This is a genomic window from Bradyrhizobium sp. HKCCYLR20261 (assembly GCF_051168435.1).
Lineage (GTDB): Bacteria > Pseudomonadota > Alphaproteobacteria > Rhizobiales > Xanthobacteraceae > Bradyrhizobium.
In genome coordinates, this window is sequence record NZ_JBNPUZ010000002.1 from 448,170 (window position 1) to 460,992 (window position 12,823).

The 12,823-nt window shown below is 65.8% G+C and carries 14 protein-coding genes; 8 read left to right on the forward strand and 6 right to left on the reverse strand.

Translation table 11 applies throughout. The annotated features are described in order from the left end of the window. The first annotated feature begins 9 nt into the window (after positions 1 to 9). The 3 genes from ACQR1L_RS05705 to ACQR1L_RS05715 are packed head-to-tail and all read left to right on the forward strand — an operon-like array spanning position 10 to position 3,365. Positions 10 to 711 (forward strand): AroM family protein, encoded by a 702-nt coding sequence (locus ACQR1L_RS05705; protein WP_434856954.1) that lies wholly within the window; start codon positions 10 to 12, stop codon positions 709 to 711. Continuing rightward, positions 708 to 1,808: a DUF917 domain-containing protein gene (locus ACQR1L_RS05710; RefSeq protein WP_434856955.1), complete on the forward strand. Its 1,101-nt coding sequence runs from the start codon at positions 708 to 710 to the stop codon at positions 1,806 to 1,808. Before ACQR1L_RS05705 ends, ACQR1L_RS05710 begins: the two co-directional genes overlap by 4 nt. Positions 1,809 to 1,811: 3 nt before the next feature. Then, positions 1,812 to 3,365: a hydantoinase/oxoprolinase N-terminal domain-containing protein gene (locus tag ACQR1L_RS05715; protein WP_434856956.1), complete on the forward strand. Its 1,554-nt coding sequence runs from the start codon at positions 1,812 to 1,814 to the stop codon at positions 3,363 to 3,365. Between the two features lies 1 nt (position 3,366). Here ACQR1L_RS05715 and pncA read toward each other — a convergent pair whose 3' ends face one another. Beyond that, positions 3,367 to 3,990: a bifunctional nicotinamidase/pyrazinamidase gene (gene pncA / locus ACQR1L_RS05720; RefSeq protein WP_434856957.1), complete on the reverse strand. Its 624-nt coding sequence runs from the start codon at positions 3,988 to 3,990 to the stop codon at positions 3,367 to 3,369. A gap of 36 nt (positions 3,991 to 4,026) precedes the next feature. On the opposite strand from pncA, the gene ACQR1L_RS05725 reads away from it, so the two are divergent. Together ACQR1L_RS05725 and ACQR1L_RS05730 are read left to right on the forward strand one after the other, a co-directional pair. Beyond that, entirely contained in the window at positions 4,027 to 4,464 is a 438-nt protein-coding gene (locus ACQR1L_RS05725) for a hypothetical protein (RefSeq protein ID WP_434856958.1), read from the forward strand. A gap of 179 nt (positions 4,465 to 4,643) precedes the next feature. After that, positions 4,644 to 4,892 carry a hypothetical protein gene (locus tag ACQR1L_RS05730; RefSeq protein ID WP_434856959.1) on the forward strand — a complete coding sequence of 83 codons (249 nt, stop codon included), beginning with the start codon at positions 4,644 to 4,646 and terminating at the stop codon, positions 4,890 to 4,892. A 2-nt stretch (positions 4,893 to 4,894) separates the two neighbouring features. Here ACQR1L_RS05730 and ACQR1L_RS05735 read toward each other — a convergent pair whose 3' ends face one another. The 3 genes from ACQR1L_RS05735 to ACQR1L_RS05745 form a co-directional block, all read right to left on the reverse strand. Beyond that, entirely contained in the window at positions 4,895 to 5,092 is a 198-nt protein-coding gene (locus ACQR1L_RS05735) for a DUF3606 domain-containing protein (RefSeq protein ID WP_434856960.1), read from the reverse strand. A gap of 89 nt (positions 5,093 to 5,181) precedes the next feature. Next, the gene (gene amaB, locus ACQR1L_RS05740) at positions 5,182 to 6,717 is read right to left on the reverse strand and encodes an L-piperidine-6-carboxylate dehydrogenase (RefSeq protein WP_434856961.1); all 1,536 of its coding nucleotides are present in this window, start codon (positions 6,715 to 6,717) and stop codon (positions 5,182 to 5,184) included. 1,963 nt (positions 6,718 to 8,680) lie between these two features. Further along, complete coding sequence (locus tag ACQR1L_RS05745) at positions 8,681 to 9,505, reverse strand: phytanoyl-CoA dioxygenase family protein (protein WP_434856962.1); 825 nt, start codon at positions 9,503 to 9,505, stop codon at positions 8,681 to 8,683. On the opposite strand from ACQR1L_RS05745, the gene ACQR1L_RS05750 reads away from it, so the two are divergent. Then, a complete protein-coding gene (locus tag ACQR1L_RS05750; protein ID WP_434856963.1) occupies positions 9,504 to 9,740 on the forward strand; it encodes a hypothetical protein in 237 nt (78 codons plus the stop codon). The two genes, ACQR1L_RS05745 and ACQR1L_RS05750, sit on opposite strands and share 2 nt — an antisense overlap. A 130-nt stretch (positions 9,741 to 9,870) precedes the next feature. Here the strand turns inward: ACQR1L_RS05750 and ACQR1L_RS05755 are convergent, their stop codons facing one another. Next, the gene (locus ACQR1L_RS05755) at positions 9,871 to 10,641 is read right to left on the reverse strand and encodes a hypothetical protein (protein WP_434856964.1); all 771 of its coding nucleotides are present in this window, start codon (positions 10,639 to 10,641) and stop codon (positions 9,871 to 9,873) included. 116 nt (positions 10,642 to 10,757) lie between these two features. Between ACQR1L_RS05755 and ACQR1L_RS05760 the strand changes: the two genes are divergently transcribed. Further along, a complete protein-coding gene (locus ACQR1L_RS05760) occupies positions 10,758 to 11,528 on the forward strand; it encodes a serine O-acetyltransferase (protein WP_434856965.1) in 771 nt (256 codons plus the stop codon). Here the strand turns inward: ACQR1L_RS05760 and ACQR1L_RS05765 are convergent. Next, positions 11,525 to 12,238 carry a DUF899 domain-containing protein gene (locus ACQR1L_RS05765; RefSeq protein ID WP_434856966.1) on the reverse strand — a complete coding sequence of 238 codons (714 nt, stop codon included), beginning with the start codon at positions 12,236 to 12,238 and terminating at the stop codon, positions 11,525 to 11,527. The two genes, ACQR1L_RS05760 and ACQR1L_RS05765, sit on opposite strands and share 4 nt — an antisense overlap. A 159-nt stretch (positions 12,239 to 12,397) precedes the next feature. Between ACQR1L_RS05765 and arr the strand changes: the two genes are divergently transcribed. Continuing rightward, positions 12,398 to 12,808, forward strand: a complete 411-nt coding sequence (gene arr / locus ACQR1L_RS05770) for an NAD(+)--rifampin ADP-ribosyltransferase (protein ID WP_434856967.1) — start codon at positions 12,398 to 12,400, stop codon at positions 12,806 to 12,808. Positions 12,809 to 12,823: the final 15 nt, after the last annotated feature.

Sequence of the window (12,823 nt, forward strand, 5' to 3'; positions counted from 1 at the left end):
TTGAACGTCATGCTTTCATCCCCGTCTCCCGCCCACCTCACCCAGCGGCGCATGGGCATCGTCGTCATCGGCCAAAGCCCGCGCCCGACAATGGAGGCCGAGATCGCGGCGGTGTTGTCGCCAGGGATGACGATCGAGCTGCGCGGCGCGCTTGACGGCATGAGCCGCGCCGAAATTGACCAGATCCCACCGCTCGATGGCGCCGACGCGTTGTTCACCTTGCTGCCGAACGGCGACAATGTGCGGCTCAGCAAAAAGGCCGTGGAAGCCCGCGCCAATACGCAGCTCGCGAAGTTTCGCCAGGAAGGGATCGACGTGGTCATGCTCGCCTGCACTGGCGAGTTTCCGAACCTCACGCCGGAAGGCCTCGTGATCCTGCCCTCGGCCGTCCTGCACAAGATGGTCGAAGCCGTGTTGCCGAAGGGCCGGCTCGGCATGTTCTCGCCGTTGCCGGAGCAGACCACGCTGATCGCCAAGAAGTGGCAACGTGCTGGCGTCGAGGTCGTCGGCGTCACGCTGCAGCCGGGCTCGGATGACGCCACCGTCGATGCCGCGGCGCGCGAGATGGCGGCCAGGCAGCCCGATCTCGTCGTGCTCGACTGCATGAGCTACTCCAGCGCCAACAAGGCCCGCGTTCGCCGCCATTATCCGGGCCCCGTAATCCTGTCGATCGCGGCGGCCGCGCGCGTCGTCGAGGAGCTGGTGTCGTGAGCGCGGTCGAGATGAAGACGATCAGCCTCGACGACATCGAGGCGCTCGCAGTCGGCGCCTGGATCCTCGGCACCGGCGGCGGCGGCAGCCCCTATCTCGGCCTGCTCAATCTGCGCCGGCTCTATGCCGAAGGGCATCGCGTGCAGCTGATGTCGCCGCTCGATCTCGGCGACGACGACTGGGTCGCGGTGGTCTCCAACATGGGCGCGCCGCTGGTGGGCCAGGAGCGCCTCGCCGACAGCCGCAGCATCGCCCGGGCCGTGCGCATGCAGGAGGAGATCAACGGCTTCAAATTTCGCGCCGTGATGTCGGTCGAGATCGGCGGCGGCAACGGCATGCAGGCGCTGATGGCGGCGGCGCATCTGAACATTCCGGTCATCGACGCCGACTGCATGGGCCGCGCCTTTCCCGAAGCGCAGATGACGTCGGTGGCGATCGGCGACCTCAAGCCGTATCCCTGTACGCTGTACGATCCGCGCGGCATCGAGGCCGTGGTGACGAAGGTGCCCTCGTGGAAGTGGATGGAGCGCGCCAGCCGCAAGATCTGCGTCGAGATGGGCTCGATCGCCTCGACCAGCAAGGCGCCGCGCACGGGGCGCGAGGTCAAGGACTGGGGCATCCATTTCACGACGACGAAGGCGATCGCGATCGGCCGCGCCGTCAACGCCGCCAACAGGAACCACGGGGATCCGATCGCGGCGATCCTCGACTGCGAGGGCGGTCAGCGGCTGTTCACCGGCAAGATCGTCGACGTCGAGCGCCGCACCACCGAGGGCTTCCTGCGTGGCTCTGCCGTCATCGAGGGCAGCGACGGTGATCGCGGCACGCAGCTCAAGCTGTCGTTCCAGAACGAGTGGATCGTGGCCTGGCGCGGTGACGAAGCCATCGCGATGTCGCCCGACCTGATCTGCGTGCTCGACAGCGTCAACGGCCATGGCATCGGCACCGAGACCGTACGCTACGGCCAGCGTGTGACGGTGATCGCCCTGCCCGCACCCGCCGTGCTGACCAGCCCGCGCGGCCTCGATTTCGTCGGCCCCCGCGCCTTCGGTTACGACCTCGATTTCCGGTCGCTGTTTGCGACCTCTGGAGCCTAGTGAATGAAGCGGATTGGTATTGACGTCGGTGGCACCAACACCGACGCGGTCTTGATTGCCGACGACAAGGTCGTCCACTCGGTCAAGGCCGCGACCACCGCCGACGTCACCTCCGGCATTCTCGCCGCGCTGAAGGCGCTGCGCGAAAATCCCGCGGCGGCCGTGCCGGTCGATGCGGTCGTGATCGGCACCACGCATTTCATCAATGCGGTGGTGCAGCGGCGGCATCTGCACAAGATCGGCGCCGTCAGGATCGGCATGCCGGCCTCCGCCTCGCTGCCGCCGTTCTGCGACTGGCCGGCGGATCTGGCCGAGCTCGTCAGCGGCGAGACGTTCATGCTGGAGGGCGGTCATGACTATGACGGTCGTCCCTTCATGCCGCTCGACACCAACGGACTGAAGGCCGCCGCGCGGACGATCAAGGCCAAGGGGCTGCGCTCGGTCGCTGTCGCATCGTCGTTCTCGCCGCTCGATCCGAGCTGTGAAATCACGGCGCGGGAGATCTTCGCCGAGATCTGCCCCGACGTCGCGGTCACGCTGTCGCACGACCTCGGCCGCATCGGCCTGCTGGAGCGCGAGAACGCCGCGCTGCTCAACGCCGCGCTCCATGACCTCGCCGTCACCACCGTCGCCGCCTTCCGCAAGGCGATCGCCGATTCCGGGATCGATGCGCCGTTGTTCCTGACGCAGAACGACGGCACCGTGATGCAGGCGGAGATCGCGACCGCGTTTCCGGTCATGAGCTTCGCCTCCGGCGCCACCAACTCGATGCGCGGCGCCGCATATCTCTCCGGCCTCGACGACGCCATGGTCGTCGACGTCGGCGGTACCACCTCCGACATCGGCCAGCTCCGCCACGGCTTTCCGCGCGAGGCCAACGCGGTGGTCGAGGTCGGCGGCGTGCGGACGCTGTTCCGCATGCCCGACCTGCTCTCGATCGGCCTCGGCGGCGGCAGCCACGTCGCCCAGGAGCCGGTCCGCGTCGGTCCGGTCAGCGTCGGATATCGGCTGACCTCCGAGGCGCTGGTGTTCGGCGGCGACCAGCTCACCGCGACCGACATCGCGGTCGCGGCCGGGCTGATCGACATCGGCGACCGCGCCCGCGTCGCGCATCTGCCGAAAGCGTTGATCGACGCCGCGCTCGCGGACGCCCATCGCCAGCTCGAGGGCGACATCGACCGCATGAAGACCGAGGCCGGCGACGTGCCGCTGCTCGCGGTCGGCGGCGGCGCCTTCCTGGTGCCGGAGCGGCTCGCCGGCATTTCCAACATCGTCCGCGTCCCGCATGGCGACTGCGCCAATGCGGTCGGCGCAGCGATCGCGCAAGTGTCGGGCGAGGCCGACCAGGTGTTCCGCGACCTGACCCGCGACGAGGCCATCGCGGCGGCCCGCGGCATCGCCGAGGACCGCGCCGTGCAGGCCGGCGCCGAGCGCGGCACGCTCAAGACGGTCGACGTCGAGGACATGCCGATCGCCTACCTCCCCGGCAATGCGCTCCGCGTCCGCGTTCGCGTCGCCGGCGCCATCGCCGAGCCCAGCATCGGCGCGGCGGCGTAGCTCATGCCAATTCCGGCAGCCTGATCACGCCGGCCTCGGCGCCTTCGGCCTTGGCGGCGGCCATCGAGCCGCCGAGGTCGATGCCGCGGCAGGCGCTGTCGATCACGATCGCCTCGAAGCCGAGCCGGCGCGCATCGACGGCCGAATAGTGCACGCAGAAATCGGTCGCGAGCCCGACCAGGACAACCCGCTTCAAACCGCGCTCGCGCAAATAGCCGGCAAGCCCGGTCGGCGTCGTCTTGTCGTTCTCGAAGAACGCCGAATAGGAATCGATGCTGCTGCGAAAACCCTTGCGGATGATCATCTGCGCCTTGTCGATCGAAAGCTCCGGATGGAATGCCGCGCCCGGCGTGCCCTGGATGCAGTGATCCGGCCACAGCGTCTGCGGCCCATAGGGCATCGTGACGCTCTCGAACGGTCCCTTGCCGGGATGGCTCGACGCGAACGAGCTATGGCCCGCCGGATGCCAATCCTGGGTCAGCACGACATGATCGAACATCGCGCTGAGCCGGTTGATCACCGGCACCACCGCGTCGCCGTCGGCGACCGCGAGCGCGCCGCCCGGACAAAAATCGTTCTGCACATCGATGATGAGCAGCACATCCTCGTTGGTCTTGATCTGCATCCCTGTCTGCACCCCTGTCACGAAGCTTCGCCCAGGATGGCCCCGGCCCGCGGCGATCTCAAGCGGCAAGCACCGATCCGCCCGTCCAAGTCCAGCCCCTCCATTTTGGAATCCCTGCCCTGCAGGCCGAGCCTGGAAACGCCGGAGGATTCATGGATTCTCCCAGGCTGGAGAGAGCCGATGCCACCTGCCAACACGCGCCGCCAAGCGATCCCAAATCTCGAGCGCTGGGCGTTCGGCATCCTGCGCGATGCCGGCGCCGTCACCGAATGCGAGGAGCATGGCTGGATGCGAGAGCGAGGCGATCCAGATGCGGTGGCCCGGGCGCGTCGCACCGCCAGCGACGATCCGCCGCGCGGCGTCTGCAGTTCGGAAGCAATCGCTGCGATCGAGGATGTCCTCAGCGCGATCGGCGACACCTGCCCTGATTGTTCGGCCGCGGACGAACCGGAAGAGTCGCCACGATTCAAATAAGTGATTCCGCGCTGGCCCAAAGATGTCCTAGCCTGACCACTCAACCGCAGGGCTATCACATATGGCGATCGATGTGTTGGGCCCGTCTCTAGCCCGGGCATGACGGTGTGGGGACAGTTTCGCGACAAACCCAGATTGGCCCTCAGCGAGAGTCCTGCGCTCAACCGGGAGACGTCGTCGTGCTGAAACGTCCTGCCCAATGGCTCATCCGCAAGCCTTGCCCGACCTGCGGCCGCCCGCTCGCAATTCGTGAGCGGCAGCATGAGGCGATCTCGGGCGGGAAGGCAGATGTCGGACTCTCCGCGACCGTCCGGCCGCGCGAGCCGGTCTGCCCCGTCTGCGACGGCCCCGATCCGCTCCGTTCGCCCAAGGCACTCGGCTGGGCCAGGGGATCGCTTCGGCCGCCGCAGCGGCCGAAGCTGACCTGACGCTAACGCGCGAGCTTGCGCGTCACCTTCTTGCGGCTGTTGCCGACCTTCTTGACGGCCTTCTTCACGGCCGATGCCGACCGTCCGGTCTTCTTGGCCTCGTAGCGCACTTCGTAGTCCTGTCCGCCCGCGACGCGGGCACGGTCCTGCTTGCCTCCGCGTGCTGACTTCGCCGTCGTGGTCTTCTTCTTTGCTGCCATGATGCATCTCCTTGTCAGCGCGCAACGCACGAATCGCCGAAGCAGTTCCGCTGCTGAAAGGAGGCATCACGTCGCTCACCCGAATTCGCTCACCCCAGATCGAACTTGACGCCCTGCGCCAGCGGCAGGCTGCGTCCGTAGTTCACGGTGTTGGTGGCGCGGCGCATATAGGCCTTCCATGAGTCGGAGCCGGACTCGCGGCCGCCGCCGGTCTCCTTCTCGCCGCCGAACGCGCCGCCAATCTCCGCTCCTGACGGCCCGATATTGACGTTGGCGATGCCGCAGTCGGAGCCGCGCGAGGAGACGAACAGTTCGGCCTCGCGCAGATCGTTGGTGAAGATCGACGACGACAGGCCCTGCGGCACCGCGTTGTGCAGCTCGATCGCGGCGTCGAGATCGCGATACGGCATGACATAGAGAATGGGCGCGAAGGTCTCGCGCTCGACCGGTCCTGCCTGCGCGGCGATCTCGACCAGCGCCGGCCGAACATAATAAGCCTCGTTGAGACCGCCGACGCTGACGCGCTCGCCGCCGAACACGCGGCCACCGTGATCCTTGGCGGCGCTCAGCGCGTCCTGCATTGCGTCATAGGCGCCGCGGTCGATCAGCGGGCCGATCAACGTGCCCTGCTCCAGCGGATTGCCGATCGCGACCGACGCATAGGCCTGCTTCAGCCGCGGCACGAGCTGCTCATAGACATCGGCATGCACGAACAGCCGGCGCAGGCTGGTGCAGCGCTGGCCGGCGGTGCCCATCGCGGCGAACGCCACCGCGCGCAAGGTGAGATCGAGATCGGCGGTGGGCGTGACGATCGCGGCATTGTTGCCGCCGAGTTCGAGGATGGCGCGGGCAAAGCGGCCGGCGAGGCAGGCGCCGACGACGCGGCCCATCGCGGTCGAGCCGGTCGCCGACACCAGCGGCACGCGCGCGTCGTCGACCAGCATCTCGCCGACGGCGCGGCCGCCGAGCAAAAGGCCCGCGAGCCCATCCGGCGCCTCGCCGCGGAAGCGCTGAAGCGCCCGCGCCAGCAGCGCGTCGGTCGCGAGCGCCGTCAGCGGCGTCTTCTCCGAGGGCTTCCACACGACGCTGTTGCCGCACACCAGCGCGATCGCCGCATTCCAGGCCCAGACGGCAACCGGAAAATTGAAGGCCGAGATGACGCCGGTCACGCCCAGGGGATGCCACGTCTCCATCATGCGGTGCTCGGCGCGCTCGGTCGCGATGGTCAGGCCGTAGAGCTGGCGCGACAGGCCGACGGCGAAGTCGCAGATATCGATCATCTCCTGAACCTCGCCGAGGCCCTCCGACACGATCTTGCCGGCCTCGATCGAGACCAGCCGGCCGAGCGCGGCCTTGTTGGCGCGCAGCTCCTCGCCGAGCAGCCGCACCAGCTCGCCGCGCTTGGGCGCCGGCAGCAGCCGCCATTGCAAAAAGGCTGCATGGGCGCGAGCGATCACCGCGGTCGCGTCGGCCTGCGTGTCGTCGTGCACCTGCGCCAGCGCCTCGCCGGTGATCGGTGAGCGCGCGGTACGGGTGCCGCCGCGCAACCGCTCCGGGGCGACGCCGAGCGACGTCAGGATGTCCGTGGTTTCGGCGGCGAGGCTGAAAGAATGTGCTTGCGACATATGCAACTCCGGATTTGTCCTTCGCGCCGATGCGCGCGAGACGACAGGATCGGTCGTTCGAGATGGCCTCCCATCTAGATCAAATTCCGCAGCAGTGCGAGGGCTGGGCGCTGGGCGATCGGCCGTTGGCGGGCCGGCTGCGACGCCCTGGCAAGTCCGCTTTCCCTGGCAAGCCACCTTCCAAAAGCGCCTTTCACCATCGCGCTTGACACCGGACTGCGACGCTCGACCCGCGCCACATGGGGCCGTTGCTCGATCATCACACCGGTTGGCTCGCCACGCCTGGCCTCGATCCCTCGCGCGTCAGCGCGGTCCCGCGACGCTGATGCGCCCGGGCTGATGAGATCGACGGCCCCTCGGACAATCACGAGGGCGCAGGGAATGCCGGGCGCTGGCCGCAACCCATGGCCCGCCTGCAAACAAAAGCAGGCGGCAGTCACCACAGGTTCAGCCGAACTCCGGCATTCCCTGCGCGATGGTCTTCACGCTTACTTCGTACTCTCCCCGGTGTACGGGCTCTTTAGCCACCGTCACCGTCGGGATCATCGCCCGACAGCTTAGCGCCAGCGTCGCGGCGCCAGGACCATACGACTTCACGTCCGCCAACTGCCGTTCGTCCGCGCGCCGAAACGCGCTGCGGCCAGCCAGCGGCCATCGCCTCCCCGCCTCACGTGCCGTGACGATCGCGATACGCCCCTCGTGGCGAAGCAGGATGGCGGGAGTAGAACACAATTTCTGCGAAAGCGAAAGATAAATCTTCTGGAATTGCGAATTTTATTGAGCGCGAACCGTTCGCTTCGGCGCCGGACCTGGTTCTGCATGAGGACAGAGGCCATGGAAGCGGCAGGTCAGCATCATTATCGGGATATCCAATCGCGGCTGAGTTGACGAGCCGGTCCGATCAGCTGCCGAGCTGAGGCCTCGCTCTCGTAACTAAGCGTTTTTCTACTTGGCGCTCTCGCGTCCGCGACAGCGGACGATCCAGTACGCCAGGGCGATTCGGGTCTATTTTTTCCGCCGCGGCGTACTGGATGCTCCGCCTTCGCGAGCATGACAGCTGCGGAGACGGTGAAAAGCTGTCCTTGGAAACTGCCGCTGCCAAAGAAACGCTCATCTAGATCACACAATTCTGCGACCGAAGCGCGGTGACGCATCATGACCGACACACCATGATACTCGCGCCAACAACGACCGGTATCTGATTGGTCATCGTCAGATCGAATCTCATCTTGATCAACTCAGAGAGGCCGAACCAACTTGCACGTGAAACCTACAACAACTATGCTGGTTGCGTTTCGCCGTTGTCTCAATCTTTCATTGATTGGAGAATTCACATGCGGCATTCCTCCCTTGCTCTCCTGACAGGTCTCACCGCCACGCTCGTGTTCGGCGCGACAGCTCCTGCTCTCGCCGTCGATCGGTTCTGTACGAGATGGCTCATCTATGAAGTCTATGACCCTGCCACTCACAGCTTTCATTGGACACGAGGCAAGTGTCTCCACTGGGAGATCCTATCCTTCACAATACCGGTGAATCCCTTCGTCAATTTCGGTTTGGGCCAGTCTCCTGGTGATCCTACCCCCTGGATTACCGAACGAGAGTACAAAGCTCTCCAACGCGCAAAGCGGCAGGCTTTGAATCCTCAACCTTTGCCTCCGGCGACACGAATGGCGAAACAGACCTGAGCTGAGGCATAGGAGGTTAGGACGGCGCATTTGCGGGACAACTTCACCGCGGCCCACGGCAGTTCGATAACGGCAGCGGTTGAACGGGCTTGCGCGGTGCGCTCCAAGACCTCGCCTGACTGGCGATGCAATCGACAAGGCTCATCTTCTCGGTATTTCGTATTTCGGTGGTATGTCGGTGACAGTGCACTCAACTACCTGTCATATTGAGTGCACTGTCACCGAATTATCACCGAATTATCGTCTTGCCTCGGCGTTAGCGCTGCCGAACCGGGCGTTCAGCCTTTGCCGAGCGCAAGACGGATCGCGATCTCGACCGGCGAGTAGGCCGCATCCGCCCGATCGAGACAGATCGACTCGCTTGGATGCAGCGGCGGCTGGGCGAGGAAGCGCGGCTCCGTGCCCCGGTGCATCTGCGCCGCATGCGACAGAAACGGATGGCAGAGATAGACGTCGCCGGCTTCCCCGGTCGCAAGCACCTGGGGGCGCTCCAGGCTGGCGGAGAACTGGCTCAGCTCATCCGCGGAGCGCCCGGCCTCGCCGGCCGGCGCCAGATATCGCGCGACATCGAGATGCGACCCGGCCTTGATGCGCGTCGGCGCGTCATGCTCGCCGATGTCGGAGAACAGAAACAACATCAGCAGCGCACGACCCTGCGACAGAAAATTGACGCGCCAAGTCGAGAAGCCCGGACGCGCTTCCGAGTTGCTGTCGGGACCGGGAAAGCTCAGATCGACGTGCCAGCCGGCGTCGCCGGGATCATCGGGATGAGGAAAGCGCACCGGGAACGTGCCGAGGCCCGGACGCGGACGCCAGCGTCCAGGGCCGACCAATTGATCGAAGGCGGCGTAGAGACGCGGCGTGTTGACGGCCTGCTTGAACGGCTCGTCGTGATACTGGCCGAGCCTGATCACCGGCCGCGTCCATGAGGTGGGATCATCGGCGCGGCACGGCAGGTCGCGCCAGAGAATGGCGCGCGCCGCCGTGGCAAGCTCGCGCGAGAACGCGCGCTCGAGCTTGACGAACCCGTCGCGGATGAACTGATCGATCTGCGCAGACGACAGCACAGGCGGCTGCGCCGCCGAGATTGGATTGTCGGGCATGAAGGTCCTCGCATCGCATGGCCAAGTGAGATCCTTCCGCGCGTTGCGCGGTCACTGGCCGGGTCTGATCCTGAAACATGCGGCAACGCGCCGCGCCACGTCGTGCGCCCGCGAGACGGGCCGCGATCAATGGGTCAGGAAGAAGACCGAAGCGATGGAGATGATGCTCTTCATGCAGAAAGCGTATCACTCGTCACCATTCCAAGCAAGCAATCGCGGCATCGCAAGCCCATAGCGACGGGTGAGCACGAACCTCTGCAGTTGCAAACCCGAGCCCGTACGATCGTAACCGAGTTCATGGCACGAACCGCGGACCTCCGCCCATGCCGCCGTTGACCTGCAGAGTGCCGAGCCTCGTAAACAAGTTAGTTTTTCGGCGACTGAAACACTGTCCACCGATCGTCCTTGAACAAATAGAGCCCGGACGACACCCGCAAGCGATCGCCGCTGGCGTATATTTGATTGATGTTTCTGCGCAGCCAGTCGACGGCGTCGCGGCGGGCGAGCGGAGCAAACAGCAGGGCACCACGCCTGGGCACCGCAGCGACCAAGCCCTCAGGATGGTCCTGCAATCGACGCTGCCAGAATTCGCGATCCAGAAAATAGCTACTGTCGAGATCGGGCGACCTCCCGGCGACCTCCATGACGCCGTTGTCCCAAGGCTTGACGACAGGATCGCCATATACTCGCTTGATATTTGCGACCGCAAGCTGGAGCGCCTCGGCCGGAGCAAGGCCAAGGCGGGCCAGATCCTGCGGTTTGGCGTTCTGCATCATGCTGAGCCCATCGAAGACGAACCTGATGTGCATGTCACCAAGGAGCAGGAATGCGCAGAGCTCGAACTCCACCTCCTTGCCGTCGGCCAGTTTCGCCCGCATCCTGCCCATGGGCTCCAGCGTTTCAGTCTGTTTGTTGGCGCCTATCGACTCCCTGATGACCACCATCAGGTTCTTCGCACTCATATCAACCGTGGAGTCGGCTCGCGCGGGCGAGCCTGCGACCATCATCAGCCCAAGCAGCAGCGCGCGGCCATACCGCCGTACGCAGTCGAGCAGATCGGGCGAGGTGGATGGCTTAGAGCTGGACCGCAATTTTTTGCTCTCTCGTGAAAGTCGCCGCTTGACGAACGATATCACGATCGTTCGCGCGGCCAAGAGAAAGGGGCCAGGAACGGTCTGCTCGCCTCGGCGGCTGGCATCGGCGCCGGAAGCCCTGTATGTTCGGGGGCATTGTCAGCGGATTAATGACTGTCATGACGGCTAGCCCTGACGTCGAACACGAATTGTGGTCATCCCTTCGGCGCGAAGCAGAGCTGGCCGCAGCGCGCGATCCCGTGTTTGGCCGCGCGATGTCGGCTGCCATCCTTGATCATCCGGATCTCGGAAGCGTAATCGCATCCCGGATCGGCGCCCGCCTCGGCCGGAGCACCGCCGAGCAGACGCAGTTCGCCACCATCGCGCGCGAGGCGCATCTCGCGGCGCCCGCACTCGTCGATGCAGCGCATCGCGACCTCGGCGCGATCGCGGCGCGTGATCCCGCGACGACGGCGCTGCTGCCGCCGCTGCTGAACTACAAGGGATACATTGCGCTCCAGGCGCATCGTGTTGCGCACTGGCTCTGGACCAACGGCAAGCCTGATCTCGCGCTGCTGCTGCAGGCGGAGGCCTCGACGGCGCTCCAGGTCAGCATCCACCCCTCGGCCAGGCTCGGAACGGGGGTGTTTCTCGATCACGCCACCGGGATCATCATCGGCGCGTTTGCCGAGATTGGCGACGAGGTCACGATCCTGCAGAACGTCACGATCGGACGGCAGGACGCGCTGCCTGGCCGCGCGCCGCGGATCGGGCGCGGGGTGCTGGTCTCGTCGGGGGCAATCATCCTCGGCGACGTCGCGGTGGGCGCGTTCGCCAAGATCGGCGCGGGAGCGGTCGTCACCACTGATGTGCCCGCCGGCTGTACCGCCATCGGCTCGCCGGCGCGTTTGACGAATTGCCCGGATCGGCTCGCGCCCGCCGAGGCTTAGGCCCGCGGCGTGTATTCGTCGTGCAGGCGGACCCAGTCCGAGAGGTTGCCGCGGCCGGTTTCGTTGCGGCCCTTCGGCGTGAGATCGAGATAGTGATAGGCGCCGATCAGCGGGTCGCCGCCGCGGGAGCGGACCTGGAAGGTGCAGAAGATGTCGCCGGCCGCATCCTTGGTGAACACGGTGAGTCCCGGCAGCTCATGCGAGCCGCGCCTCAACGGCGCGAAATTGTAGATCGCCTGTCCGGTCGCGATCTGCTCGTCCGAGAACGACACCTGGAAATCGAAATTGAAGTCGCTCCCATGCGACGACACCCAGTCGAACGCCCAGCCCATCCGCGCCTTGTAGGGCAGGATCTCGGCCAGAGGGGCGCGCGACACCGCGACCAGGCTGACGTCGTGGTGGCGCAGATGCCGGTTGGCGCCGTCGATATGGTCGCACAGGAACGAGCAGCCGGGACAGCGGTGCGGATCGCCCGGGCCCATCATGAAATGATAGATGATGAGCTGGCTGCGGCCCTGGAACAGCCCGCTCAAGGTGACGGGCCCCTGCGGCGCCTGGAACAGATAGTCCTTCTCGATCCTGAGCCAGGGCAGCGCGCGCCGCTCGGCCGACAGCGCATCGCGTTGCCGCATGAAGGCCTTTTCCTTGGCCAGATGGGTGCGATGCGCCTCGGTCCACGCGTCCTGAGCGACGATCTTCGGAGCGGTCATGTCGGGTTCCTCCGTGCTGTGCGCTCGGAGGACGATGTGACGGCGGGAATTCCGACAGGTCTCCCGGTGATTTTTTCGTGCGATCGCCGGCTTGGATTTCAGCTTGCCGGCGGCGGCGCCTTCGCGCATGACGACAGGTCACATGATCGAGGGACCCTCATGTCATCCGTCGCGACCGTGTTTGCGCAATCCTTCTTCCACGGCACGCGCGCCGATCTGAAACCGGGCGACCTGATCGCGGTCGGCCATGGCTCGAACTACATGGACGCGGCGCTGTCCTGGGTCTACTTCACGGCCACGCTGGATGCGGCGATCTGGGGCGCCGAGCTGGCAGCGGGCAGCGCGCGGGAACGGATCTATGTGGTCGAGCCGACCGGAGAGATCGAAGACGATCCGAACGTGACCGACAAGAAGTTTCCGGGCAATCCGACACGGTCGTATCGATCGCGTGCGCCGTTGCGGGTCTTGGCCGAGGTCGTCGGTTGGCACGGGCACGCGCCGGAGGCGCTGGAGCGCATGAAGCAGGGCGTGGCGCGGGCGATGACCGACGGCCCGGGGATCATCGACTGACAGGCGGGGCGAACG